This is a genomic window from Pseudomonas sp. RP-B7, assembly GCF_059803535.1.
Window position 1 is genome coordinate 588,784 of sequence record NZ_JAPFHC010000001.1, and the last position, 23,328, is coordinate 612,111.

Sequence of the window (23,328 nt, forward strand, 5' to 3'; positions counted from 1 at the left end):
CATCAAGGGCGCAGTATCCACATACCCCGAGGCCCACGCCAGCCGCACTTAGCATGACAATTGCATTACACTTTTATGACAATCATCCACCTGCGGGGGCACAGACGATGAAAATTCGCGCAACGGTCATTTGCGAACACGAGGGGCATATCCTCTTCGTGCGCAAGGCCAGATCAAAATGGGCACTGCCTGGCGGCAAGGTCGAACGTGGCGAGCGCCCGGTCGGCGCAGCCGCGCGGGAGCTGGAAGAAGAGACCGGCTTGAACGTGGACGGGTTGCTGTACTTACAGGAACTCAAGGCCCGCGACACCCTGCATCATGTGTTCGAGGCCTCGGTAGTCAACGTCGCCGATGCAAAACCTTGTAATGAAATAGTCGATTGCCTCTGGCACGCCTATGCCGCGATGGATCAACTGGACACCACCGACGCCACCCGCCATATCGTCAAATCCTTCTTGCGACGCCTGTAGTCTTCATTTCTGTTTGGCTTTGGCCTGCCCTCGCGAATACAGTGCTTCCACCAGTTTCTGCCGCTCGTCCTGGGGCAAATTGCCCGCGAACTCAGCCAGCGTGGCATCCACCAACGCCCGCAATGCCGCATCGGCCTCACGCGCCTTGGCCAACTCACTCACCAGCCTCTCGCGGTCCAACGTCGGCGCTTGCAGTTGCTGGATCACCCCCAGCCGTGCTTCGCGACCGGCCATGATCAACGGCTGGCTGTCGGCGCGGTTGTGCCGCAACAGTTGACGCAGCTCCCTGCGACGCTCCGGCGGCAGCTTGAACATCGCCTGGCGCAACCCATGCTGGTTGACCACGGCCTCGGCAGGTTTGGCCATGGCGATCCAATGGTAGAGGCCACCGCCCACCCCACCGAGCAAAAACACGTTGAGCAACACCGAGACCAGCAACCACGGTTTAAGCGACTTTGAGGTCATTGCTCGGCTTCCTCGGCGTTGACGGAAAACACCACTTCAGCATCGCCCTGATCGAACACGCTGGGCAGCACCTCCGAGGACAGCATCGGCAGCGGCACGCTCATCGACGCCACGAGCACGCCGGCGACGATGCCCGCGATACCCGCGCCCACCAGGCTGGCGGATGACCACCAGTTGGCGTAACGCGACAGCAATGACGCCCGTGGCGGTGCGGAGCGGCGGATCTGCCGCGCCAGCGCCGGATCGGCAGGTGCCAGTTGATGGGCATCCAACTGCCCGTCGAGCCAGCTGGCTTCACGCAACACTGCGCGGGCGTGGGCGTTGCCACTGTCGAGCAGGGCCTGGGCGGCCGTTCGTTCAGCGAGCGGCCAGCGGTGCAGGCTGGCGCCGTAGGCGTCGGCCAAGTGGGCGAATCGTTCGGGCGTCATGGTTTTTCCCTTCCTGGGCGGGCAAGCCCTGGTGTGTCGGCAAGTCTATTGCGCAACTGACGGCGAGCCCGTGACAGCAGGCTCTCCAGTGCCTCGACGCTGATGTTCATCAGCGCGGCGGCGTCGATGTTCGACAGCTCCTGGTAATACTGCAACACAATCGCTTCGCGCTGACGCTCGGGCAGCGCGGCCAACGCGGCGGCCATCTGCGTGCTGCGGTCGGCGGCTTCGAGTTGCTCCTCCGGCGACGGGGCGCTGTCGGCCAGCTCCAGCGCCTCATCCGCGTCCAGCGGGCGCTCCTTGCGCCGGCGCAAGCGGTCCCGGCACAGGTTCAGCGCTACCCGGTGCAACCACGTGTCGAACCGCGCTTCGCCCACTCGCCAGTTGGCTGCCTGGCGCCAGATCCGCAGGAAACTCTCCTGGGCCACGTCCTTGGCCTCGTCGGCATCCCCCAGGATCCGGCTGGCGAGCGCGAGCAAACGCGGGAGTTTGCGCGTCACCATTTCGTTGACGGCCGCAGGTTCGTTGTTGCCGATACGCGCCAGCAGCTCTACGTCCGGATCAGTGTCTTTCAATCGGGTAATTCTCGGTCCGCAGGCTAAGTGGCAGGTTTCAACGCATCCAACGTCCTTCACGCCAGACCCAGTTCGGCCCGCGGGATTCCCAATGCCCTGGCTGCCAACGTGCGTTGCGCATCACCGGCTGCCAGTGGCCCGGTACCCAGGCGTAGGCGCCGCGTTCCCATCGCCAGTGGCCACGGTCCCAGGCATAACCGGGGCGCCCGGCGGGAATCACCTCGACCCGCTCCACCGGCGGCGCCTGGCGAATGATGATCTCGGTCTGGGCAAACGTCGGGGTGCTGACAAACGCGGCGAACGTCAGCGGGATCAGCAAGGCATAACGCAATCGGGCCAGTGTGCTCATGGCAACTCCTTCAGGTGACGAACGAAAATGTCCGCTGCTGATGGGTTGAACGGCACGTGCTGCAGAATCCGTCGCAGGACACTCAGGTTTTTTCCGCACAGTGCGTAAGAGGAAGTATTGCCCACGGGCCGGCAACGCTGGATGAAATGTTTGAAAGGTGTGCGACGGATGTGTGCCGGTGGCGACGTTCAATAGATGACGCACCCCACACCAAGAGGAAATGCCATGTCCCGTCGCCTTTACATGCTCGTTGCCGCCCTATTGATCGCAAGCCTGAGCGGCTGCGTGATCGTGCCCGAGCACCGGCATTGCTGCTGGCGCTATTACGGCGCGGTGTCGACCACCACCGCCAGCGTCAACAGCTAACCCACCGCCGCAAAACCGCGGCGCCCGGCCTTGAGTTCAGTGCGCAGCTCACCGATAAGGTTTGAGATGGAACGGATGCTGTCCAGACCTTCGGGGGACACGCAGGTCAGCAGCAACTCGACGCGACCGGAGACCGGCTCGAACACGCTGATGCGCAGCGAGCCATCGCTATTGAGGGTGCACTCACAGGAAAGCGGTACAAAGCCTGAAGCCATGATGCGATTGAATTCGGCGATTGAGATCATGATAAGCCCCCTTCCCTGGGTTCTACCCTGCTGTTCGATGGCGCAAGCGTAGATGAGCTTTTCGGCAGCGCCAGGCAATTGCTTCAAAGTGCCAGCCACGTCTCATATTTTCCCGCCAAGCGCTGGCGGGCAGGCGCCAGAAAGCCAGCACGTGACCTCTCGTCTGTTGCCCTGACGAAAACTTGACTCCCACCCGCGATCACCAGACGCTCTGGCTTTATGCCACTCCCCGAGCAGCCGACCATGAGCATCGATCCCCCGAGCCCGCCCGACAGCGACGTTTACAAAACCCTGCTGGAATCGACCAAGGCGATCCCTTGGCGGATCGACTGGCAGAGCATGACCTTCAGCTACATCGGTCCGCAGATCGAAACACTGCTGGGCTGGACGCCGCAAAGCTGGGTCAGTGTGGATGACTGGGTCGCGCGCATGCACCCGGACGATCGCGAGTACGTAGTGAATTTTTGCGTGTCGCAATCGCGCGCCGGCGTAGACCACGAGGCCGATTACCGTGCGCTGACGGTGAACGGCGACTATGTGTGGATCCGCGATGTGGTGCATGTGGTGCGCAAGGATGGCGAAGTGGAGGCGCTGATCGGGTTCATGTTCGACATCAGTGAGCGCAAGAAGACCGAGGAACACCTGATCCGCCTGCAAAAACAATTGGAGGAATACTCCTTCCAGGACGGCCTCACCGGCATCGCCAACCGCCGCATGTTCGACACCGTGCTCGAACGCGAATGGACCAGCGCCCAACGCAGCCAGTTGCCGCTGTCGTTGATCATTCTCGATATCGACTTTTTCAAGCAGTACAACGACCACTACGGCCATATCAAGGGTGACGAATGCCTGCGCCAGGTGGCCAATACACTGGCGCAGGCGGCCAACCGTCCACGGGATTTCATCGCACGGATCGGCGGTGAAGAGTTTGTGTGGCTGTTGCCGGAGACCGATGCAACCTCGGCCAGGCTGGTGGCGCAACGCTGCCTGCACCTGATGCGTCAACGCCAGATCGAACACGGGTTTTCGCCGGTGTCCAGGCTGCTGACCTTGAGCCTCGGGGTTGGCACTCATATCGTCAGGCCTGCCAGTTCGATGCTGGGGTTTGTCGAGCAGGTCGACAAATTACTCTACAAGGCCAAACACAATGGACGGATGCGCGCAGAGTTCGCCGATATTGAAGTTTGACGCCGAGGTCAAATCGCGGGCAAAAAAAATCCCAAGTAGCTGATGGAAACTTGGGATTTAAAAATGCATAAACCGTGGGAGGTGAACGCCCGACTATAGTAGCGATTGTAAAAAGCTGTAACAAGACTGTTTTAATCCTTTCGTCGGATTAAAACAGTCGTAAGTCATTCAATAACCACACATTTTTTAAGGCGGCCGACATACAAATGCCACTTTTTGGTGCAAGTAAGCGTGATACTTGCGACCTATATTCCCCCTTATAAAAAATGGTTATTAACTAAGGCGCGGTGACACTCTCTGGCGCTTGTGCACCCAATTGCCTGCAACTGTCGCCCAGTTTCATAGCGTCGGTCATCGTCGCGCTGGCGACTCGCTCCATTTGCCGACAAAGCAGCAGACGCTCGGCCGCCTCGGCCCGATGGCGATCGGCGCTGGCGTTGATATGCATAAAGTAGCCGCCCAACAGCACCGCGACACACAGCACGCCGACCGCATAGTGGCGCAAGCTGTTTGGCGATGAAGGCTCTGGCTGGTACATGGCCCCGTGACGACCTGTTCTATCTGCGACGAAGCGTGCAATTGTATGCAAATAGAAACACAGCAATTGTCGTGGTTTTGTAAAGCGCCGGCCTCACACAGACACAGGCTTTTCGTTGGCGCTTGCATGCCCCTTCAACAGCCGATACACCGGCAGGCACGCGGCCTGGATCAGCAGCATTCGGATCACCTGCATCGCCGTCACCAATGTAACCGCCAGCCCCAGCGCCTCAGCGGTCAGGCTCATCTCCGGTGCGCTGCCGGGCATCATGCCCAGGGCCAGCGACAACCATGGCATCTGCAGCCACGTGCCCAACGCCCACGCGGCGGCTGCGGTCGCAACCAGCGAGCCAATCAACAACGCCAGCACCTTGACGAGAAACCCCGGTGCGCGGCGGAAAAAATCCCGCTCGAAGGCGGCGCCCAGCGCACACCCGATCAGCAACTGGCCGACACCACTGAGCCAACCGGGCATGCTCATCGACAAATTGTTACACCCTACCCCCACCGCACAGATCAGGAACGGCCCGAATGTCCAAGGGTTGGGCAGGTTGCAGCGCTTGAAGCCGATAGCGGCCAACAGGCTCATAGCCAGCAGAAAGATCAACCAGGGCCAGATCACCGGCAATGGCGCAGCCATCACAGGATGAGCCAGGCCAAGGCTGGCCAGCGCAGGCACGGCCAGCAGGATCAGCAGCAGCCTTAGACTATGGGCGGCGGCGATAAAGCTGGTGTCCGCCTGGCGCTGACGACCGAGGTGAACCATCTCCGTAGAGTTGGCCGGCATAAGCGCGAAGAACGCCGTGCCGAAGGCGACGCCAGAGCGGTTCAGCAGCCACACCGAGCCCAATGCCAGCACCAGCGTCAACAGCACCGCCGTGACAATCAGCCCCAGGTGCGCCGCCACCTGCTGCATCACCGGCAGCGTGAAATAACAGCCAATCGCCACCGCGACAATCAACTGGCCCGCTTGGCGCCCATGGGGAATTTGCGCCATCCTCGCGCCGCCGCAGCGGCCGATCAGCACAGCCAGCAAAGCACCTATCACCCAGGGCAGCGGCCAGCCGAGCCACTGCGCAAAACTGCCGCCCAAGGTGCCCGCGATCAGGGTGACAAGCCAATACTGGCGAAGGTTGAAGGTCATGTTGAGATCCGGCATGGAGAAGTGTGCCGACAGGTTATAGACTCGCGCTCATCACAAAAAATATCCATTTGTGAACATCAACATCACACATTGTTATGCGAGAGCCGATGAATCTGAAAGCCCTGGAATACTGCGTCGAGATCGCCCGCCAAGGCAGTTTTACCAAGGCCGCGCAGGCGTTGCATGTGGCGCAACCGGCGCTGAGCATGGCAGTCAGCCGCCTGGAAGATGAGCTGGGGGTGGCGCTGTTCAACCGCGCCACACGGCAGATCAGTGTCACGGCGGAAGGCCAACTGTTCCTCACCCGCGCTGAAGCCTGCCTGCAAGGCTTGGCCGGGGCCCGCCGCGAGTTGCAGGACCTGACGCAATTGCACAGCGGTGAAATCCGCGTCGGCATCCCGCCGATGTACGGCATCCGGCATATCCCGGAGTTGCTGATGCAATTTCGCGCGCACTACCCCGGCATCGCCATGCATGTGGTGGAAGGCAGCGCCGATGACATCAGCGCACGCCTGGCAACGCGGGATATTGATGTAGCGTTGCTGGAGTCACGTCGCGTCGACCCGGACTGGGAGTCGGTCTTGCTGGGCAGCGATGAGATGGTGCTGTGCATGCATGAGCAGCATCCATTGGCGAGCGCGGCGTCGGTCACGGCCGAGGGTTTGCGTGGCGAGCAGTTGCTGGTGTTCGACAATACCTTCCTGCAACGGCACTTGCTCGACGCCTTTTGCGACGCTGCCCGCGTGCGCTTCAACATCGCCCTGGAAAGCAACTTCGTGCCGCTGGTGATCGCCGCCACCCGCAATGGCATGGGGGTTTCCACCCTGCTGCGCTCGGTGCAACAACAGGAACCGGGCGTGGCCGGGGTGTCGTTCGAGCCCGCGCAGTTCATGCACTTCAACCTGTGCTGGAGAGGCAGCGAATACCTGTCCCAGGCCAATCGACGGTTTATTGAAACGGCGAAGGTGTATTTCCAGGAAGACGTCAGCTCACCGCTGTCGCACTGAGCCGGTCATTTGCGCGCCACTTTGTAGCGCACGCAATCCTGATAGAAACTTTGGCGAATCGCTTCTGGCTTGAGCCGGGAGCGACTGTCGTAGGTCTGCTCGGTGATGCCCATGGCCATCATGCGCATCCACGACTTGTTGAATTTGAGGGTCTGGATTTTCTGCCGCGCCGCATACAGCGACACACCCGAGAGCTTCAACTCCTGGGCCCTGGCGGCCGTGCCCGCGCCCCAACTGCACATGTACTTGTCACCTTCACGCAGCTCCCGGGCCTGCACGGCAGCCGCGCCGCCGGCCAACGAGCAGGCGACAAGCATGATTCCAACAGTGCGCATTTGCATCCCCACCTAACCACCTGAAAATAAAAGCGATTCTGGCGAGGATTTGGTTACAGAGGGGCCATTAAATTGCCTTATCACCACTGATAAGTCGCACTCGCCTGTACCGTGCGCTGTGAGCCATACCAGCACCACGAGTAGGAATAGCACGAGGCGACGTACTCCTTATTCGCCAGGTTGGTGGCGTTGAGCGCCAGGCGCAGGTTGTCCTTGAGGTTGGCGAGGTTCGGGATGTCGTAGTGCACCGCCGCGTCGAACAAGGTGTAGCCCGGGACTTTCAGGGTGTTGGCCGTGTCGCCCCAGGACGAGCCGACATAACGCGCCCCGGCCCCGACGCCGAAGCCCTTGAGGTGGCCGTCGCGGAAGGTGTAATCCGCCCACGCCGACGCGGTATGGCGTGGCACACCGTAGGTGCTGGTGCCTTTGGCCGGTAGGGCCGGGCCTACACCGATGTCGGTGACGGGCGTGTATTGCACGGTGTTGTTGGACTGGCTGATGCGGTTATCCAGGTAGGCATATGCCGCGCTGATGTCCAGGTTATCGTTGAGGCTGGCCTTGCCTTCCAGCTCAAAGCCACGGGATTGCACTTCGCCGTCCTGGCTCTGGCAGCGGCCACTGCCACACAAGTGCGTGGGGTCCGGGTCGGTGGTCAGTACATTGGTCTGGCGCAGGTCGAAGATCGCGGCGGTGATAAAGCTGTTGCTGCCCGGCGGCTGGTATTTGATCCCGACTTCATACTGCTTGCCCTCGGTCGGTTTGAACACCGAACCGCCGTAGCCGGTACCCGACTGCGGGCTGAAGGACTCCGAATAACTGGCATAGGGTGCCAGGCCGTTGTCGAACAGGTAGACCAGGCCAATGCGGCCGGTGAACGCCTTGCTGTCCAGGGACGACTGGCTCTTGGCGCCGCTGCTCAGGGTCTTGGTAGTGCTGTCGGTACTGGCCCAGTCATAGCGGCCGCCCAGCAGCAGCACCCAGTTGTCCCACTTCATTTGCTCTTGCAGATAAACGCCGGTCTGCTCGCTGCGGGAGGTACCGTCGGTGGTGTACGCCGGGGTCGCGACCGGACGACCATACACCGGGTCGAAAATATCCTGGGTCGGCCCGGCACCGACACGGGTCGAGCCTTGCAGGGTGTCGGTGCTGGTGTTCTGGTAATCGACGCCCATCAACAAGGTGTGTTGCAGCGGGCCAGTGTCGAATCTGGCCTGGGCCTGGTTGTCGAGGGTGTAGGCGTCCAGGTTGACGTCACTGGCGATGGTGGCGCGCTGCATGGTGCGGTAATCGCTCAGCAGGTTGTTGCTGTAGAGACTACGGTAGCGGCCCTCGCTGCGCAGGTAACGGGCGTTCTGGCGCACGGTCCACACATCGTTGAAGTGATGTTCGAAGGCGTAGCCGATGGAGTAGTACTCGCGATCGCTTTTCTCGAAGTCTTTTTCGCCGTCATAGAAATCCACATCGATCTTGCGCCCGGTGGGGCTGCGCAACACCGAGCCCCAGGCGGGCACCGAGCCGTAGGACGCGCCCTTGGGGTCCTTCTGGAAGTGCCCCAGCAGGGTCAGCGAGGTGGCGTCGTCCGGGCGCCAGGTAAAGGCCGTCGACAGCGACTGGCGACGCGTTTCGGTGTGTTCCACCTGCCCGTCGGCGTCGTCGAAAAGCCCGGCCACACGGTAGGAATACACGCCCTGATCATCAATCGGGCCGCTCAGATCGAAGGTGGTGCGCTTCTTGTTGAAGGTGCCATATTCCACGCCGACCTCATGAAACGGCGTGTCGAGCGGGCGCTTGCTGACCATGTTGATCACCCCGCTGGGTGTGCCCTGCCCGTACAGCACCGACGCCGGGCCGCGCAGCACTTCCACGCGCTCCAGGTCGAAGGCGTCCTTTTGCGGCGAAGCGTCACGGCTGGAGGGCATGCGCAAGCCGTCGAGGTAGGTGGCCGGCGAGAAACCCCGGATCGTCAACTGGTCCAGCCGCGAAGCCGTAGCGCCACGGCTCTCCGGGACCACCGCGGCGCTGTAGCGCAGGATCTGGTTGAGGCTCTCGGCGTTTTGCGCGCGCATCTGGTCTTTGGTGACGATGGAGATCGACTGCGGGGTTTCGATCACGGCGGTGTCGGTCTTGGTGCCTGACAGGCTGCGGGTGGCCACATAACCCGCCACCGGCCCCACGGGGCTCTGGGCCTGATAGCCGCCGCTGATCGTGGTGGCCTGCAACTCCACCGCCCCGCTGTTATCGGGGAGGGCCTCCAGGCGATAGCGGTCATTGGCGATCTTCAGCGCCTGCAAGCCGCTGCCAGCGAGCAATCGGGTCAGCGCCACCTCAGTGTCGTACTGCCCGCTCAACGCAGCGCTGCGTTTACCACGGGTCAAGCCCGCATCGAACGCCAGCACCAGGCCTGCCTGCTCGGCCAAGTTGTTGAGCGCCTGGCTCAAATCACTGGCGGGAATCGAGAAGCTGCGCACGCTGCTGCGGCTGTCTGCGGCAAAGGCGGACGGGGTATTCAGCAGCGGCATAGCGGCAAAAGCCATCGCCACTGACAGGGCCAGTGGGTGCAAGGGACGAGCAAGCGACATGGGAGGTCCTGGGTAATAGAGGTTCTATTAACCATGACGGGCAGCTCGGCAAATCGGGCAAGAATGAGAGGCGTTTTTATTCGCCGGGTGCTGCCGCAAACGCTTGGATCGACTTTTTGCGTGGCCTTTCACCCCCACACAGCGCGATCACCCCCACGCAACGACCAACAACCCCAGCCCCAACACCAGACACAACGGCGAATAAACATAGGTATCCAACCTGGCAAACCGCGACCCGCCGACCTTTTTGAAAAAACCCACCAGCTCCGAGTCCCCAATCGCCCGGGCAAACATGACCAGCGCTATCGCACTGATGCCCCATTGCAACGCGCCATGGGACACCGCGGAAAAGTACAAACCGGCGCGCAGGCACACGAGCAAGGCAATCGCCACCAGGCCCATCGCTACGAGGAATGTCATCAGTGCCGACGGTATGAAAGCCGGTCGCGGCCCGCTGGCGAATTCGCCGGGCAGCTCGGGAATGGCGGCCTGGAACCCGAGTTTGCCACCCGCCGCCCAGTACAGGTGCACCATACTGATACCCGTGAAAATAGCGACGATCCATCGTGCAATGACAAAGCTCATGGCTGGCTCTCCCTGAAAATGTGCGAACAAGGATAGTCGCCCTGCGTTTTTTTGCAGGTATTTCGTCGGTGGCTGATGGTAAAGTGCCGCCCCATGAAATTCGCCCGCACCGACCGCTCGCTCATTGCCTGGATGCTCTATTGCTGCGTCCTGTTCAATGTGTTCGCCTGCAGTATCGGTCACGGGCAGATGGTCGGGATGCAACTCAACGGCATCGACGGCCAGTTCTGCACGGTAGACCCGCGCACCCAGGCGCCCACGCCTGCCAACTCCACGGATGAGAGCCTGCCGACGCTGTCCAAGGCGTTCGGTTGCCCGCTGTGTTCCAGTGGAGGCATGGGCCCGGCGCTCAATTCCAGCCTGAATGTGGCGGTGTTGCCACAACCCCACGCGCCACCACCGGCCGTGGTACTCGCCGCTGACATCCCTGCCCGCTTTACCTGGCCCACGGCGCATCCCCGCGCGCCGCCCGCTGTTGCCTGACACCTTCGCTATCTGATCAGCACTGACCACCGCATCCCCAAGGGGTGACGGACAGTCGTGCATTGTTTTCAAGCCAAGTTTTTCAGGATTCAACCATGAAACATTTACCCCTGTTGGCGGGCCTGTTCGGCTGCCTGCCCTTCTGCGCCTGGGCCGTCGAGCTGGCACCGACCACTGTCACTGGCGAACCAAGCGCCGACCCCGGCCTGACCCTGGATCAATCCAGCGGCATGGCCTCGAGGCTCGGGCTGAGCGTCCGGGAAACTCCAGCATCGGTGGCCATCGCCAAGCGCAACGACATCGAACGCCACGGTGCCAAGACGTTCCGCGATGCGGCCAACACCCTGCCCGGCGTCAATGCCAGTGCACCGCCGGGGTTTGGCGGGTTTGTCTCTTATCGTGGATTTACCAGCAGCCAGATCACCCAGATGTTCAACGGCATCAACGTCGCCACCGGCCTGGCACGCCCGGTGGATGCCTGGATCTATGACCGCGTGGAACTGGTCGGCGGCCCCTCCTCGCTGATCAACGGCGCCGGCTCCGTGGGCGGCTCGCTCAATTACGTGACCAAGCTCGCCGGCCGGGAAGAACAGGCCGCGCAAGGCCAACTCAGCTACGGCAGCTACGACACCGCTGGCATGGCCCTGGGCCTCAACCACGCCCTGACCGAGCCAGGCAGTGAGGTGCAGCACTACGCGCGCCTGGATGTAAGCCGCAACACCAACCACAGCTACATCGACCGTGATAAACGGGACGCCTGGAGCATGGCGTTTTCCCTGCTCAGTGACCTCACGCCGGACCTGTCCCACACCCTGGCGGTGGAATACCAGGACGAACATGAGGACAGTCCCTACTGGGGCACTCCGGTGCTCAACCCCAAGGCCGGCGAGTTGAAGATCGACAAGCACAACCGCTTCAACAACTACAACGTCGGCGACGGACGTTACGAGCAACGCACGGTGTGGCTGCGCTCGATCATCGACTACCGACTCAACGACAGCACCACGCTGAAAAACACCCTTTATCACCTCGACAGCCAGCGCGATTACCGCAACCTGGAGACCTATCAGTACAACGCCGATAACAGCGCGGTAAACCGCTCGACCGCCTATCAGGTGCGCCATCAGGGCGAGCAGCAGGGCAACCAGTTCGAGTTGCGCCACGACGCCAGCGTCTTCGGCCTTTCCACCACCTGGTCTGGCGGTTTCGAGTACAAGCTCAACAGCACCACCAACAGCCCGCTGCGCGCGGCGGGCAACAGTGCGGTCGACCCGAACAACTTCGATCCCGGGCATTTTTATGCCATCCCCGGCACCAGGCCCGGCTTCAACAAGGACAAGACCAACGAGGTCACCACCAAGGCGCTGTTCGTGGAAAACCGCCTGGGCCTCACCGACAAATTGTCGCTGCTCACCGGCCTGCGTTATGACGCCATCAACCTGGACGTGACCAACCACGGCACGCTGACTGCCACCAGTCCACGGCATTTCAAGCGCAGCTGGGAGCCGCTCACCGGGCGCGTCGGCCTGACCTACCAGTTCATCCCGTCAGCGAATGTGTACGTGCAATACAGCACCGCCGCCGAGCAGCCAAGCACCACGACCCAGGTGTTCGATGTGTCGACCGGCAAGCAATGGGAAGTGGGCAGCAAGTTCGACTATATGGATGGACGTGGCGCGGCCACCGTTGCCGCCTACAGGATCGAACGCAAGGACTTCGCCGTCACCGACCCGCTGGACCCGACCAACAGCATCCCGGTGGGTGCGCAGTCGTCCAAAGGCATTGAGTTGGCCAGTTCAATGCGCATCACTCCACGGCTGCTCGCCGAAGGCAATTTCGCCTGGGTGGACGCCGAATACGACGAGTTCAACGAGAAGCTCGCCAGCGGTGCCGTGGTGTCACGCAAGGGCAATACGCCGACCAACGTCCCCAAGCGCGTGGGCAACCTGTGGCTGACCTACGATATTGCCGAGGACTGGCAAGGGGGTGTGGACGCGCGGTATGTCGCCGAGGTTTATGCGGATAACGCCAACACCCAGACAGTGCCAGCCTACACGTTGTTCGGCACGTTCCTGCGCTACAAGGTGGATCAGCACACCTCGGTGACGGCGCGGGTGCGCAACCTGACGAATGAGGTGTATGCCGAGTTTGCCCATGTGTCACCGGCGTATTACCTGGGGTCGCCAAGGACCTTCGAACTGGCCGTAAACACTCAGTTCTGAGCCCGGAACACAGGCCAATACGGGAGGGGGCCAGCCCCCTCCCACACTTACTTCAGGCTTGCCTCGACCTTCTGCGCCACCTCTTCGGTCAACCACGCCTTCCACACCTCAGGGTGCTCCTTGAGGAACGCCTGGGCCACGTCCCGTGGAGGCGTGTGGTTTTCGCTCATTTTTGCCAGCGCCTGATTGAGTGGCCCGATGGGAAACTCGACCTTGCTGAAAAACGCGGCAATCTGCGGATGCTCTTTCTGGAACGGCGTCGACACGCCAATACTCAGCTTGGACGCCAACGACCGTGTCGGTTTCGGCTCGGGATTGTCCGCATCCGTCAGCGTCTTCCATGCCTCGGCATCAAATGGCGGTTCTTCCAACTGGATCAACTTGTAGCGCCCCATCAACGGCGTCGGCGACCAGTAGTAGAACAGCACCGGCTTGCCCCGGCGGATCGACGAAGCAATCTCGGCGTCCAGCGCCGCGCCTGAGCCACTGCGGAAGTTCACGTAGCTGTCGCTGAGCCCGTAGGCCTTGAGCTTCTGTGCATTGACCACCTCGGACGTCCAGCCGATCGGGCTGTTTAGGAAGCGCCCCTTGCCGGGAGACTCCGGGTCCTTGAACACGTCCTTGTAGCGCGCCAGGTCCTGCACGCGCTTGAGGTCCGGTGCCAGGGGCTTGAGGCCTTTGGCGGCGTCGCCCTTGACCACGTATTCCGGCACCCACCAGCCTTCGGTGGCGCCCTTGACCGTATCGCCCAGGCCCACCACCTTGCCTTCGGCCTCGGCCTTGACCCACACCGGGCTGCGACCGGCCCACTCTTCGCCGATCACCTGGATGTCGTTCTTGGCCAGTGCGGTTTCCAGGGTAATGGTGGTGCCGGGCAAGGTGTCGGTAGGCAAGTCATAGCCCTTCTCGACGATAACCCGAAGTACTTCGGTGATCAGGCTGCCGCTCTCCCAGTTCAGGTCGGCGAAATGAATCGGCGCCTGGGCCGCCGACACCGGCAATGCTGCAACTGACAGGCCCAGTGTCGCCAGCGACACGGCCAACAGCGATCTCAATCCTTTCATGCCTTCGCACCTCATGTTTAGCAGCCATAGCGGACGGCTTTGCTGCCAACGCGCGAAGCCTCTGAATAGTTAAGTCAACTCAACTGTAGTAGAGGTTCCGGGAGAAACGGATTACACATTGCGTTTACAAACTACTCGCTGGCCTTGAAGGTCACCAGCTCACCCTTGCGCCACTTGGCGGCCTTGCCGGTCACGGCCTTGAGGGTTTTGGTCAGACCTTCCTGCAATTGTTCATTGGCGGCAAACACCAGCATGACGCTATGGCCTTCCTTGAACACGATACCCTGGCCTTCAGCCGACGAAACAAAGGCGTAATCGCCCAGGCCATATACCGTCAACTTAATGTCGCGGAACTTCAATTCAAACTTGCCGCCTTCACGGCTGGGCAGCACGGCCGCACGAAAATGGTCGCCGACCTTGAGTTCCAGGCGCGGTTTGTCATCGACAACCAATGCGGTTTCGGTATCGATTTCGGCGATGTAAATACCTTCCGGCGTTTGTTCAGTGATGTAAACAAAACGGGATTGAAACTGCTTGACCAACTTTGCGCGTAAATCACCCAGCACGAATAACGCGTGCATATCCAGATTACTGACTGCCAAGGAAACGCCCCCACATCAAAAGAAGTGCTGACCGCCACAGCGGGCAGCACAAAAATCCGGCCGTTACGGCACGATCACACAACACATTCATTGAAAAACTGAAGAAGATCCCGCTGCTGAGCCATACGGCTGGTACAGACGTACCCAATGAACCTCGGGCGAGGACACCATGTATCACAGCAGATCACAGGTTTGACGGCTCGAGAATAGAGACCGCACCGCTTCAGAGAATAACCCAAATAAAAAACGCGGTTTCCGACAGCCCACCTTAAACAAAATACCCAGGTGGGGAACCAGACATCGTTCGCCGACGACAATACTAAAACAGCAACACGGGTCAAAACCACCCGAAACGCTGCAGTTGCATCAACACAATCGATCGACAGGAGCTGACCATGCAACGACGTCAACACGATGCTACGTCTTGCCACACTCGCTCGACACTGCATGACGAGCGCCAATACTACTGCGTGCAAGGCCTATACGGGTACTCGAATTCGGTTCTTTACCAAGTTGTGCCGGCGGGGCGTAACTTCTTTCATATCCGCGAAATCACCAGCGGCCGTGTGCTGGGGTTTCGCAGCGACCATATCAAGGCCTGCCAACTGGCCAAGGAACTGGAAGCCACACTGCAACGGGGCGGCCTCGTTTCGTCACCTGGATGACTTTACCGCGCCGCCACCCACCAACAACTGCCATACTGGCCCGTCGATTGAAGTTTGCCCCTCTGCGGGTCAGGTCTCATCTGTGCAGTTACCTTGAAGGGAAGGCTATACGTGACGGAATTTGATATTGGCGAGTTTTTCATCCATGGCGATGCGAGGGAAATAGACGGAGAATTCCAGGCGGTCATCGTGATGCGCGCCAAGCCACCGCTGAAAACGGTCACCACGCATCAGGTGGAAAAGGACCGCTGGTTCAAGACTGCAGAAGCTGCCGCCGTCGCGGGCAAAGAATCCGCCCTGGCCCTCAAGACTGCCGTCGATTCAGGGGCATTGACCTCCTGAACCCCGCTCGACGGCCCCCTCCCCGCGCCTACACGCCTTCCGGCCTGTAGCCCAGCCGCAACCCACCCCAGTGCCGGCCCTTGACCATGATCGGCACTGACAAGTCATGCATCAATTCGCCGGTATCGCGGGTATACGTCTGTAGCAGCACCGCTTGCTGGTGGCTGCCACAGCGAATCCCGGTGCGGTCGTCAAACTTGCGCTTGGTGCGGTTCTGCACCGCATCCACCTGGGCATCCCCGGTCAAGGCCTGGGAAAACGCCTTGTTGTGCGTCGGCACATAGCCCTGGGGAGTGCAGGCAATAGCGAAGACCAACCCTTCGTGACGCGGCAACAACGCCTCCTGAATCCCCGGCAACACCTGATCGGTATAACCGTCAAACCGCGTGTGGTACTTACTCGGATGGGTATTCGGGATCAGCGTGTAACTACGGTCGAACAGGTCATCCAGGCTGATGCGGTTTTGCTCCACATCGGCCTCGAACTGCGCGGCAATGCGGCTGGCGCCTTCACGGGCCAGGTCGTAGACGCGCTGGTGATAGTCATCCAGCCCGACCTCGGCCAAGCGCTCACTGATGATTTCGGCCTGGCCTTCCATCTGTACGGCGGCGTCGGCCAGCTGACGGGTTTGCTGGTCACTCACGGTCAGGTCGCTGCGCATTTGTTCCACGGCATGGAACAGGCTGTCCAACTGGGCACGGTTGGTGTCGGTGCCCTGGGCGATCTCATTGACCTGCCCTTCCACATCCGCCGCCAGGCTGGCGATGCTCGACAGCTGTTCACCGGCATGCTCGACCTGCTCCACACCCGTATTGAGGTCGGTCGACAGTTGGCGAATCTGCTCCACCACCTGGGCGGTGCGTTGTTGAATATCGGCGACCATCACCCCGACCTCATCGGTCGCGGTGGCGGTCCGCCCGGCCAGCCCGCGCACTTCATCGGCAACCACGGCAAACCCGCGCCCGTGCTCGCCGGCACGCGCGGCTTCAATGGCCGCGTTCAAGGCCAACAGGTTGGTCTGGCTGGCGATGGACTGAATCACCAACGTCACTCGCTGGATTTCCTCGCTGCGCTGGCTCAACGCTTCGATCAACTCGCGACTGGCGTTGGCCCGGTCGCTGAGCTGATGCATGCGCGTGATCGACTGCGCCAACACCTCACGCCCTTCGGTGCTGCGTTGATGAGCCTGGCTGGCTGCACCGAGCGCCTGACGGCTGAGCTGTGAGGTGACCTGCTCCGTGCCGATCATCACTTCGGCGCTGCTGACGATCTGCTTGGCCGCACTTAACTGCGATTGCAGGCGCGCAGCCAGTTGCTTGACCGCATAGGCCACGCCGGCGGCAGACAGCGCGTTATGGCTGGTGGTGTGGGACAGGTCACGCGTGAGCTCACCGATGGCGTCGCTGTCCGTGGAAGGTGCGACCGCAGGCGTGCGGGTTTTCAGGCGAGGCAGCCAGATCACCAGCAAGGCCAGTGGCAGGCAGAGGTATATCGACAGGCCGGCAAACGCCAGGCCCAGCAGGACCAGCACCAAGGCGGTGCTCTGCAAGAGCGGCGTCAGCCAACCGGGCAGCCCGCGCACCACCGTCTGCGGTGGTACTGCTGCGCCCATCAGAGATCCGTCTCCAGCCATCTTCGTCACCCCACTGCTTGTCATTATTGTCACTGCATTAGACGCCACTATCAGGCCATTATCCATGGGCCTTTAGTGGGGTGCGTTGCAGCAGATCAATAGACGGGGCGTAACGGGTATCGCCTGGAGGGACGCAGGCGCGCCCCCCAGCTTCAGCGCATCAGGCTTGGCGCTGGTGCTTGTCAATCTGCTCGTGGCGCTCTTGCGCTTCGATGCAGTACTTGGTGGTCGGGCTGATCAGCAGGCGCTTGAGGCCGATAGGCTCGCCGCTGTCGTCACACCAGCCAAAGGAGTCTTCCTTGATGCGTTCCAACGCGCGTTCGAGTTGCGGCAGCATGCGCTGGTCGCGGTCGATGGCGTTCACCAGCCAGGTACGCTCTTCTTCGACCGAAGCGGCGTCGGCCGGATCGGCCGGGGTGTCCAGGCTTTCAATGGCGATACGGTTCTGTTCAATGCGCTCGTGGTGTTCCACTTTCATGTCTTGCAGCAATTGCTCAAAAAAAGCGTGCTGTTCGGCATTCATGTAGTCATCCGCCGGCATGGCCAGCAACTTTTCCTTTGTCATTGATTTCTCTATAAAAAATACGTGCATTAAGGCGAATAAGGGAGCGTTCCGGCCGACCTCTGCAGGTCTCGGAAGGGCGCCGTCCATTTCAAGCGCCACCCGGCACTCAATTTACGAGGGGCGGCAGTCTAAGGCCGACTTGAGGGCGCAGCAACTGAAAAGACAGGCAATTTTTCCGAGATAACCCCTAAAAGCACCAGGACGGGCTTGGCGATTGGTTATCGGAGTGCGTTTATAGCAAGAAATTCAGTGTTGTGGAGCTATATAGAAGACAAACGGTTGGAACGGATCAGCGATAGACCCCATGCGAGAGCGGGCTTGCTCGCGAAAGCGGCGTGTCAGCCGGTACATTCTGTACTGAGACACCGCTTTCGCGAGCAAGCCCGCTCCCCCATTTAGCCCCGCATCCAGGTCAGCGTTTGAGCTTGCGCTTGTTGCGGTATTGGTCGATCACCACGGCCACCACGATGATCAGCCCCTTGATGATGTCCTGGATGTACGCATCCACACCGACAAAAGTAAACCCGCTGGCCATCACGCCCAGGATCAGCGCGCCGATCACCGTGCCGGTAATGCGCCCTACCCCGCCCGCCAGGCTGGTGCCGCCGATCACGGCGGCGGCAATCGCGTCCAGTTCATAGGACATGCCCATCCCGGCCTGCCCCGTCGCCGCACGTGCCGAGGCAACCACACCGGCCAGGCCCGCCAGCAGGCCGGCGATGCTGTAGACGATGACCAGATGCCGCTTGACGTTGATCCCCGAGGTCCGCGCCGCCTGCATGTTGCCGCCGATGGCGTAGGTGTACTTGCCGTACTTGGTGTAACGCAGGGCAATATGGAAGATCACCGCAACCACCAGGAAGATGATCACCGGCATCGCACCATGGCCGATGGCCGTGTACGAGTCCGAGAGCATGCTCACCGGCTGGCCTTCGGTGTAGTAGCGCGCCAGCCCACGGGCCGACACCATCATGCCCAGGGTGGCAATGAACGGCGGGATACCGGTCACGGCGATGATGCTGCCGTTGATCGCCCCCGCCAGCAGCCCTACGCCCAGCCCCATTGCCACCGGGATCCACACCGGCAAATCCGTGAGACTTGGAAACACTGCCCGCGAAAAGTCTGAAGTTTGCGCCAAACTGGCGGCGATCATCGCCGACAGCGCCAACACCGAACCGGATGACAGATCGATACCCGTGGTAATGATCACCTGGGTCACACCAATCGCCAGCAGGCCAATGATCGACACTTGCAGGATCATCAGCACCAGGCGCTGGGAGTTCATCAGGAAGCTCTGGTCACGCACGATCCAGCCGAACAGTTCAAACACCAGGCCGATACCGATCAGCACCAGGAAGATGCTCAGCTCGGTCGGCATGCGCCGGCGTGTCTTGGTCGGCACAGTGGCCGGTTTGTTATCCGTTATTGCGTTCATAACCCATCACCTTTTTTATTCTGTACGTCAGTGGACTACGGTCATACCGGAAGCCAGCTGCATGACTTTTTCCTGGGTCGCCTCGGACCGATCCAGGGTGCCCATCAGTTCGCCCTCGTGCATCACCATCACCCGGTCGCTCATGCCCAGCACTTCGGGCAGCTCCGAGGAGATCATGATCACCGCCATGCCTTCGCTGGCGAGGAAGGAAATCAAACGGTAGATCTCGGCCTTGGCGCCCACATCGATGCCACGGGTCGGCTCATCGAGGATCAGCAAGCGTGGATTGGTCATCAACCAGCGCGCGAGCAAGGCTTTTTGCTGGTTGCCACCGGACAAGGTGTCGATGCACTGTTCAAGGGACGGGGTTTTCACCCGCAGCTTCTTGCACATGTCTTCGCACAGCGCACGCAGGGCTTTCTGCTGGATAAAACCGTTGCCGCTATAGTGCGGCAGCACGGCCATCTCCATGTTCTCCAGCACCGACAGGCACGGGAACAGGCCGCTGAGCTTGCGGTCCTCGGTCAACAGCGCAAAGCCCTTCTCGATCGCCATGTGCGGGTCGGTAATGCGCACCGCCTTGCCGTCGAGGGTGATCTGGCCGCTGCTGCTGGGGGTGATGCCAAAAATGGTTTCGGCCACATTGGTGCGGCCCGAGCCCATCAGCCCGGCGATGCCGAGGATTTCCCCGGCATGCAGGTCGAACGAAACGTCCTTGAACACGCCATCCAGGCTCAGCTCGCGCACCGACATCAGCAGCGCACCGATGGGCGTCTCGCGCACCGGGAACAACTGGCTCAGCTCACGGCCGACCATCATCGAGATCAGGCTGTCGCTGTTCATGCTGTCGGCGCGTTGCAGGCCGATGTAATGGCCGTCGCGAAACACGGCCACTTCGTCGGCGATGGCAAACACTTCGTTCATTTTGTGCGTGATGTAGACGATGCCTTTGCCCTGGGCCTTGAGGTCGGCAATGATCGAAAACAGGTGGGCCACTTCCTTGTCGGTAATGGCCGAAGTCGGTTCATCCATGATCAGGATGTCGGAGTCGTAGGACACCGCCTTGGCAATCTCGACCATCTGCCGCTCGGCGATACTCAGGTTGCCGACGTGTTCTTCCGGGTCCAGGTTGATGCGCAGGCGTGCCAGCAACTCGGCGGTGCAGCGGTGCATTTCGCGGTGGTTGACCATGTGCAGGCCGTTGAGCTGCTCGCGGCCGATCCAGATGTTCTCGGCGATGCTCATGTGCGGCATCAGGTTGAGCTCCTGGTGGATCATCGCGATCCCGGCCTTTTGTGCCGCCAGTGGGGTTTCAAACACAATCGGCTTGCCGCGCAGGCGGATTTCCCCGGCGTCGGGCTGGTAGATGCCGGCGATGATTTTCATCAGCGTCGACTTGCCCGCACCGTTCTCGCCCATCAGCGCCAGCACCGTACCCGGGCGCACTCGCAGTTGCACATCGGCCAGGGCCACGACGCCGGGAAAGCCTTTGCTGATATTGCTGATTTCCAACAGGTAGGGTTCTTCCAGTTCTACTGGCTGGATACCGGGAGGCTGCGAGAGAGTGGCTTGAGCAAGCATAGGGAGGTACTCCATCGGCAGGGCAACCGCACAGCTGCCCTGCTGGCTTATTGTTGTTATTTGAAGTCTTTGACGTTTTCGGGGGTGATCAGCTGGAACGGGATCACCACGTTCTGCTCGATAGGCTCGTTCTTAGCCATCTTGCGCGCTGTCTCAACCGACTTGTCCGCTTGGCCCTTGGCATCCTGGAAAGCCGACACAGTCATGTCACCCTTAGTGATCGCATTCAAACCATCCGGCGTGCCATCGACACCGGCGATCAGCACGCCTTTCTTACCTGCCGACTTCAGGGCCATGGAAGCACCAATCGCCATCTCGTCGTTGTTCGAGAGCACCGCCTGGAAGTCGCGCCCTTGGGTCAGCCAATCGTTGACCAGGGTCATGCCCTTGTCACGCAGCCATATCCCGGTCTGCTCCTGTTCGATCTTGATGCCAGGGTATTTGGCCAGGACTTCCTTCACTCCTTTGGTACGGTTGGAAGTGGAGTTATTCGCCAAGTCACCCAGCAGGATCACAATATTGCCTTTGCCGTCGAGCTTCTCCGCGATGTACTGCATTTGCAGCTTGCCCGCCTCGACGTCGTCGGAGGTTACCGCCGCTACGCCGGGGGCCAATGTTGCGCTGTCAGGGCGACGGTTGACGAATACCAGCGGGATTTTCGCCGCAGTGGCAGCCTTGATAATGTTCGCAGTCGAGGCTGTATCAACCGGGTTAACGATGATTGCATCGACTTTTTGGCTGATAAAGTTCTCGACCTGACTAAGTTGCTTCACCACATCGGCGCGGGCATCTTCAAACTGCAGTTGCACGCCGTCACCCTTTGGGTAGGACTTGGCTTGTTTGTCCATGTCTTCGCGCAGGTAGGTAAGAAAGGTGTCGTCGAAGGCGGACATACTCACACCTATCTTGAGATCGGCAGCCGAAGCAGCACCACTGGCCAGCAACAGCGACAGGGCTAGCGCGGTAAAACGGATCGGGGTCTTCATGAACGGTCTGTCTCCACTTTCTTGTTGGTTTTTTGGACGTTGCGTTTATCAGAGCTCGGCAGGCAGCCGGACGACGGGTGCACCTGGAATGCAGCACACCAGCGCGCCTTGGTTTTCGACGCACAACACATTGAGGAAAGAGAAGTAGAACGGCCGGGCGCGGGGCAGACCGCGTGGCGTGGAGGCTGGGCGTAAAACTCGCAGTACAGCGTTGAAGATTTTCATCTGACGGTACCTGGTTGTTTTTGATCTTGTTTTTGTTGAGTCGCCGGGGTCGAGCCCAAGACGTACTTTATGCAACCTGGAAAAGACTTTATTGGAAAATAATTTCCATATCAACCTGTTTTAGAATTTTATTCTATTTTTGTTGAAACCACCTGCTGACGCCCCGCGCTAAGGCGTGCGGCGTCCAATATACGGGTGGTTTCCAGCGCGTCATAGACGTCCACCGGCAGTGCTTCCTGGCTGTCCACGGCACGTTGCAACTGGCGATAGAACTGCGTCCAGCAGCCCTTCTCCGCTGGCACCCGCTCGCGCTCCTCGCCTTGTTCGAACCAGCCCCAGCGCCGATGTTCTTCGGCGCCCCAGTGCTCGCCTTCGGTCTTCGGCGATTTGCCGGCCAACAGCGCCTCCTCCTGGCCGTCCAGCCCTTCGACGGTGTAGCAACCGAGGGTGCCACTCACGCGAAAACGCGGGGCCTGGCTGTTTTGCAGGGCACTGCCCCACAAATGGGAAATCACCCCGTTGGCATGGGTCAGGGACACAAAGAAGCCGTGATCGACGGTCGGGTGTTCGTGGCTGAACTGCAATTGCGCAAACACCCGGTCCACCGGGCCGAACAGTTGCAGCGCCTGGTCCACCAGATGGCTGCCGAGGTCACGCAACCAACCGCCGCCGCTGGCATTGCCGACGGCGTGGGGGGCGTAGCGTTCCACGCGGGATTCAAAGCGGGTAATGGTGCCCAGGGCGCCGGCGTCGATCAGTTTGCGCAGGGTCAGGTAGTCCGAGTCCCAACGTCGGTTCTGATAAACGCTGAGCTTCACCCCATGGCGCTCGGCAGCGGTGATCAGCGCCTGGGCCTGTTCGGTGTTGGCGGCGAAGGGTTTGTCGCTGACCACCGTCAGCCCGTGCTCGATGGCTTCCAGCACCAGCGCCGGGCGGCCCTTGAGGGTGGTGGAGATGACCAGGGTGTCGACGCCGGCTTCGACAATCTGGCCGATGGAGTCAAACGCCTTGAGGCCGGGATGATCACTCGCCAACTGCTGGCGGCGCTCGGGGGAGCGTGTGACGACGCCGACAAACGTGGCGCCGGGCAAGGTTGCAATCAGCGGCGCATGAAAAAAGCGCCCTCCGTGGCCGTAGCCGACTAGTCCGATTCGCATACAGACACTCCTTTTTCAAAGTGAAAGCCCAATCTAAATGTGGGAGCGGGCTTGCTCGCGAATGCGGTGTGTCAGCCAAAATTTTGTATCTGAGA

At 60.6% G+C, this 23,328-nt stretch carries 27 protein-coding genes; 8 read left to right on the top strand and 19 right to left on the bottom strand.

Features of this window, described 5'->3' with window-relative positions; all coding sequences use genetic code 11:
• Positions 1-107: 107 nt before the first annotated feature.
• A complete protein-coding gene (locus OPU96_RS02555) occupies positions 108-470 on the top strand; it encodes an NUDIX hydrolase (RefSeq protein ID WP_226457208.1) in 363 nt (120 codons plus the stop codon).
• A gap of 3 nt (positions 471-473) precedes the next feature.
• On the opposite strand, the gene OPU96_RS02560 is transcribed toward OPU96_RS02555, so the two are convergent.
• The 4 genes from OPU96_RS02560 to OPU96_RS02575 are packed head-to-tail and all read right to left on the bottom strand — an operon-like array spanning position 474 to position 2,287.
• On the bottom strand, positions 474-935 hold the full coding sequence (locus tag OPU96_RS02560; RefSeq protein WP_226457207.1) for a periplasmic heavy metal sensor: 462 nt from the start codon (positions 933-935) through the stop codon (positions 474-476).
• The gene (locus tag OPU96_RS02565; RefSeq protein WP_192299719.1) at positions 932-1,363 is read right to left on the bottom strand and encodes a hypothetical protein; all 432 of its coding nucleotides are present in this window, start codon (positions 1,361-1,363) and stop codon (positions 932-934) included. Before OPU96_RS02565 ends, OPU96_RS02560 begins: the two co-directional genes overlap by 4 nt.
• Positions 1,360-1,938, bottom strand: a complete 579-nt coding sequence (locus OPU96_RS02570; RefSeq protein ID WP_226457206.1) for an RNA polymerase sigma factor — start codon at positions 1,936-1,938, stop codon at positions 1,360-1,362. The genes OPU96_RS02565 and OPU96_RS02570 overlap by 4 nt, the downstream gene beginning before the upstream one ends.
• A 37-nt stretch (positions 1,939-1,975) precedes the next feature.
• Positions 1,976-2,287, bottom strand: a complete 312-nt coding sequence (locus OPU96_RS02575; RefSeq protein WP_226457205.1) for a YXWGXW repeat-containing protein — start codon at positions 2,285-2,287, stop codon at positions 1,976-1,978.
• Between the two features lie 225 nt (positions 2,288-2,512).
• Between OPU96_RS02575 and OPU96_RS02580 the strand changes: the two genes are divergently transcribed.
• The gene (locus tag OPU96_RS02580; protein WP_226457204.1) at positions 2,513-2,653 is read left to right on the top strand and encodes a hypothetical protein; all 141 of its coding nucleotides are present in this window, start codon (positions 2,513-2,515) and stop codon (positions 2,651-2,653) included.
• Here the strand turns inward: OPU96_RS02580 and OPU96_RS02585 are convergent.
• A complete protein-coding gene (locus tag OPU96_RS02585; protein WP_498558594.1) occupies positions 2,650-2,898 on the bottom strand; it encodes a DUF1652 domain-containing protein in 249 nt (82 codons plus the stop codon). The genes OPU96_RS02580 and OPU96_RS02585 overlap by 4 nt on opposite strands.
• A 243-nt stretch (positions 2,899-3,141) precedes the next feature.
• On the opposite strand from OPU96_RS02585, the gene OPU96_RS02590 reads away from it, so the two are divergent.
• The gene (locus OPU96_RS02590; protein ID WP_192299723.1) at positions 3,142-4,086 is read left to right on the top strand and encodes a GGDEF domain-containing protein; all 945 of its coding nucleotides are present in this window, start codon (positions 3,142-3,144) and stop codon (positions 4,084-4,086) included.
• Between the two features lie 277 nt (positions 4,087-4,363).
• Here OPU96_RS02590 and OPU96_RS02595 read toward each other — a convergent pair whose 3' ends face one another.
• Entirely contained in the window at positions 4,364-4,624 is a 261-nt protein-coding gene (locus OPU96_RS02595; RefSeq protein WP_305392533.1) for a hypothetical protein, read from the bottom strand.
• Positions 4,625-4,717: 93 nt separating this feature from the next.
• The gene (locus tag OPU96_RS02600) at positions 4,718-5,767 is read right to left on the bottom strand and encodes an AbrB family transcriptional regulator (RefSeq protein ID WP_226457201.1); all 1,050 of its coding nucleotides are present in this window, start codon (positions 5,765-5,767) and stop codon (positions 4,718-4,720) included.
• A gap of 107 nt (positions 5,768-5,874) precedes the next feature.
• Between OPU96_RS02600 and OPU96_RS02605 the strand changes: the two genes are divergently transcribed.
• Complete coding sequence (locus OPU96_RS02605; protein ID WP_226457200.1) at positions 5,875-6,774, top strand: LysR family transcriptional regulator; 900 nt, start codon at positions 5,875-5,877, stop codon at positions 6,772-6,774.
• 5 nt (positions 6,775-6,779) lie between these two features.
• Here the strand turns inward: OPU96_RS02605 and OPU96_RS02610 are convergent, their stop codons facing one another.
• The 3 genes from OPU96_RS02610 to OPU96_RS02620 form a co-directional block, all read right to left on the bottom strand.
• Positions 6,780-7,109: a hypothetical protein gene (locus OPU96_RS02610; RefSeq protein WP_192299727.1), complete on the bottom strand. Its 330-nt coding sequence runs from the start codon at positions 7,107-7,109 to the stop codon at positions 6,780-6,782.
• 80 nt (positions 7,110-7,189) lie between these two features.
• Positions 7,190-9,688, bottom strand: a complete 2,499-nt coding sequence (locus OPU96_RS02615; RefSeq protein WP_498558595.1) for a TonB-dependent siderophore receptor — start codon at positions 9,686-9,688, stop codon at positions 7,190-7,192.
• A 147-nt stretch (positions 9,689-9,835) separates the two neighbouring features.
• A complete protein-coding gene (locus tag OPU96_RS02620; protein WP_305392531.1) occupies positions 9,836-10,273 on the bottom strand; it encodes a DUF3995 domain-containing protein in 438 nt (145 codons plus the stop codon).
• 93 nt (positions 10,274-10,366) lie between these two features.
• On the opposite strand from OPU96_RS02620, the gene OPU96_RS02625 reads away from it, so the two are divergent.
• Both OPU96_RS02625 and OPU96_RS02630 read left to right on the top strand, forming a co-directional pair.
• A complete protein-coding gene (locus tag OPU96_RS02625; RefSeq protein ID WP_498558596.1) occupies positions 10,367-10,756 on the top strand; it encodes a DUF2946 domain-containing protein in 390 nt (129 codons plus the stop codon).
• A gap of 95 nt (positions 10,757-10,851) precedes the next feature.
• Entirely contained in the window at positions 10,852-12,978 is a 2,127-nt protein-coding gene (locus tag OPU96_RS02630) for a TonB-dependent receptor (protein WP_498558597.1), read from the top strand.
• 47 nt (positions 12,979-13,025) lie between these two features.
• Here the strand turns inward: OPU96_RS02630 and OPU96_RS02635 are convergent, their stop codons facing one another.
• Both OPU96_RS02635 and OPU96_RS02640 read right to left on the bottom strand, forming a co-directional pair.
• The gene (locus OPU96_RS02635; protein WP_498558598.1) at positions 13,026-14,042 is read right to left on the bottom strand and encodes an ABC transporter substrate-binding protein; all 1,017 of its coding nucleotides are present in this window, start codon (positions 14,040-14,042) and stop codon (positions 13,026-13,028) included.
• A 131-nt stretch (positions 14,043-14,173) separates the two neighbouring features.
• On the bottom strand, positions 14,174-14,623 hold the full coding sequence (locus OPU96_RS02640) for a hypothetical protein (RefSeq protein WP_064452050.1): 450 nt from the start codon (positions 14,621-14,623) through the stop codon (positions 14,174-14,176).
• Positions 14,624-15,039: 416 nt separating this feature from the next.
• On the opposite strand from OPU96_RS02640, the gene OPU96_RS02645 reads away from it, so the two are divergent.
• Together OPU96_RS02645 and OPU96_RS02650 are read left to right on the top strand one after the other, a co-directional pair.
• Positions 15,040-15,309 (top strand): hypothetical protein, encoded by a 270-nt coding sequence (locus tag OPU96_RS02645; RefSeq protein ID WP_226457195.1) that lies wholly within the window; start codon positions 15,040-15,042, stop codon positions 15,307-15,309.
• A gap of 111 nt (positions 15,310-15,420) precedes the next feature.
• Positions 15,421-15,651: a hypothetical protein gene (locus tag OPU96_RS02650; protein WP_226457194.1), complete on the top strand. Its 231-nt coding sequence runs from the start codon at positions 15,421-15,423 to the stop codon at positions 15,649-15,651.
• Between the two features lie 28 nt (positions 15,652-15,679).
• Here the strand turns inward: OPU96_RS02650 and OPU96_RS02655 are convergent, their stop codons facing one another.
• The 7 genes from OPU96_RS02655 to OPU96_RS02685 all read right to left on the bottom strand — a co-directional run bounded on the left by OPU96_RS02655 (position 15,680) and on the right by OPU96_RS02685 (position 23,233).
• Complete coding sequence (locus tag OPU96_RS02655) at positions 15,680-17,350, bottom strand: methyl-accepting chemotaxis protein (RefSeq protein WP_498558599.1); 1,671 nt, start codon at positions 17,348-17,350, stop codon at positions 15,680-15,682.
• 94 nt (positions 17,351-17,444) lie between these two features.
• On the bottom strand, positions 17,445-17,849 hold the full coding sequence (locus tag OPU96_RS02660) for a TraR/DksA family transcriptional regulator (protein WP_010564800.1): 405 nt from the start codon (positions 17,847-17,849) through the stop codon (positions 17,445-17,447).
• A gap of 412 nt (positions 17,850-18,261) precedes the next feature.
• The gene (locus tag OPU96_RS02665; RefSeq protein WP_192299736.1) at positions 18,262-19,284 is read right to left on the bottom strand and encodes an ABC transporter permease; all 1,023 of its coding nucleotides are present in this window, start codon (positions 19,282-19,284) and stop codon (positions 18,262-18,264) included.
• A 27-nt stretch (positions 19,285-19,311) separates the two neighbouring features.
• Positions 19,312-20,865, bottom strand: coding sequence for a sugar ABC transporter ATP-binding protein (locus tag OPU96_RS02670; RefSeq protein WP_192299737.1), 1,554 nt, complete (start codon positions 20,863-20,865; stop codon positions 19,312-19,314).
• A gap of 56 nt (positions 20,866-20,921) precedes the next feature.
• A complete protein-coding gene (locus OPU96_RS02675) occupies positions 20,922-21,851 on the bottom strand; it encodes a sugar ABC transporter substrate-binding protein (RefSeq protein WP_226457191.1) in 930 nt (309 codons plus the stop codon).
• A 48-nt stretch (positions 21,852-21,899) separates the two neighbouring features.
• Positions 21,900-22,076 carry a hypothetical protein gene (locus OPU96_RS02680; protein WP_192299738.1) on the bottom strand — a complete coding sequence of 59 codons (177 nt, stop codon included), beginning with the start codon at positions 22,074-22,076 and terminating at the stop codon, positions 21,900-21,902.
• Between the two features lie 128 nt (positions 22,077-22,204).
• The gene (locus OPU96_RS02685; RefSeq protein ID WP_226457189.1) at positions 22,205-23,233 is read right to left on the bottom strand and encodes a Gfo/Idh/MocA family protein; all 1,029 of its coding nucleotides are present in this window, start codon (positions 23,231-23,233) and stop codon (positions 22,205-22,207) included.
• Between the last annotated feature and the right edge of the window lie 95 nt (positions 23,234-23,328).

What these genes read in the sequence shown, in the direction of transcription:
- OPU96_RS02555 (WP_226457208.1), top strand. Translation starts at nt 108, where the DNA reads ATGAAAATTCGCGCAACGGTCATTTGCGAACACGAGGGGCATATCCTC.
- OPU96_RS02560 (WP_226457207.1), bottom strand. Translation starts at nt 935, where the DNA reads ATGACCTCAAAGTCGCTTAAACCGTGGTTGCTGGTCTCGGTGTTGCTC.
- OPU96_RS02565 (WP_192299719.1), bottom strand. Translation starts at nt 1,363, where the DNA reads ATGACGCCCGAACGATTCGCCCACTTGGCCGACGCCTACGGCGCCAGC.
- OPU96_RS02575 (WP_226457205.1), bottom strand. Translation starts at nt 2,287, where the DNA reads ATGAGCACACTGGCCCGATTGCGTTATGCCTTGCTGATCCCGCTGACG.
- OPU96_RS02580 (WP_226457204.1), top strand. Translation starts at nt 2,513, where the DNA reads ATGTCCCGTCGCCTTTACATGCTCGTTGCCGCCCTATTGATCGCAAGC.
- OPU96_RS02585 (WP_498558594.1), bottom strand. Translation starts at nt 2,898, where the DNA reads ATGATCTCAATCGCCGAATTCAATCGCATCATGGCTTCAGGCTTTGTA.
- OPU96_RS02590 (WP_192299723.1), top strand. Translation starts at nt 3,142, where the DNA reads ATGAGCATCGATCCCCCGAGCCCGCCCGACAGCGACGTTTACAAAACC.
- OPU96_RS02595 (WP_305392533.1), bottom strand. Translation starts at nt 4,624, where the DNA reads ATGTACCAGCCAGAGCCTTCATCGCCAAACAGCTTGCGCCACTATGCG.
- OPU96_RS02600 (WP_226457201.1), bottom strand. Translation starts at nt 5,767, where the DNA reads ATGACCTTCAACCTTCGCCAGTATTGGCTTGTCACCCTGATCGCGGGC.
- OPU96_RS02605 (WP_226457200.1), top strand. Translation starts at nt 5,875, where the DNA reads ATGAATCTGAAAGCCCTGGAATACTGCGTCGAGATCGCCCGCCAAGGC.
- OPU96_RS02610 (WP_192299727.1), bottom strand. Translation starts at nt 7,109, where the DNA reads ATGCGCACTGTTGGAATCATGCTTGTCGCCTGCTCGTTGGCCGGCGGC.
- OPU96_RS02615 (WP_498558595.1), bottom strand. Translation starts at nt 9,688, where the DNA reads ATGTCGCTTGCTCGTCCCTTGCACCCACTGGCCCTGTCAGTGGCGATG.
- OPU96_RS02620 (WP_305392531.1), bottom strand. Translation starts at nt 10,273, where the DNA reads ATGAGCTTTGTCATTGCACGATGGATCGTCGCTATTTTCACGGGTATC.
- OPU96_RS02625 (WP_498558596.1), top strand. Translation starts at nt 10,367, where the DNA reads ATGAAATTCGCCCGCACCGACCGCTCGCTCATTGCCTGGATGCTCTAT.
- OPU96_RS02630 (WP_498558597.1), top strand. Translation starts at nt 10,852, where the DNA reads ATGAAACATTTACCCCTGTTGGCGGGCCTGTTCGGCTGCCTGCCCTTC.
- OPU96_RS02635 (WP_498558598.1), bottom strand. Translation starts at nt 14,042, where the DNA reads ATGAAAGGATTGAGATCGCTGTTGGCCGTGTCGCTGGCGACACTGGGC.
- OPU96_RS02640 (WP_064452050.1), bottom strand. Translation starts at nt 14,623, where the DNA reads ATGCACGCGTTATTCGTGCTGGGTGATTTACGCGCAAAGTTGGTCAAG.
- OPU96_RS02645 (WP_226457195.1), top strand. Translation starts at nt 15,040, where the DNA reads ATGCAACGACGTCAACACGATGCTACGTCTTGCCACACTCGCTCGACA.
- OPU96_RS02655 (WP_498558599.1), bottom strand. Translation starts at nt 17,350, where the DNA reads ATGGATAATGGCCTGATAGTGGCGTCTAATGCAGTGACAATAATGACA.
- OPU96_RS02660 (WP_010564800.1), bottom strand. Translation starts at nt 17,849, where the DNA reads ATGACAAAGGAAAAGTTGCTGGCCATGCCGGCGGATGACTACATGAAT.
- OPU96_RS02665 (WP_192299736.1), bottom strand. Translation starts at nt 19,284, where the DNA reads ATGAACGCAATAACGGATAACAAACCGGCCACTGTGCCGACCAAGACA.
- OPU96_RS02670 (WP_192299737.1), bottom strand. Translation starts at nt 20,865, where the DNA reads ATGCTTGCTCAAGCCACTCTCTCGCAGCCTCCCGGTATCCAGCCAGTA.
- OPU96_RS02675 (WP_226457191.1), bottom strand. Translation starts at nt 21,851, where the DNA reads ATGAAGACCCCGATCCGTTTTACCGCGCTAGCCCTGTCGCTGTTGCTG.
- OPU96_RS02680 (WP_192299738.1), bottom strand. Translation starts at nt 22,076, where the DNA reads ATGAAAATCTTCAACGCTGTACTGCGAGTTTTACGCCCAGCCTCCACG.
- OPU96_RS02685 (WP_226457189.1), bottom strand. Translation starts at nt 23,233, where the DNA reads ATGCGAATCGGACTAGTCGGCTACGGCCACGGAGGGCGCTTTTTTCAT.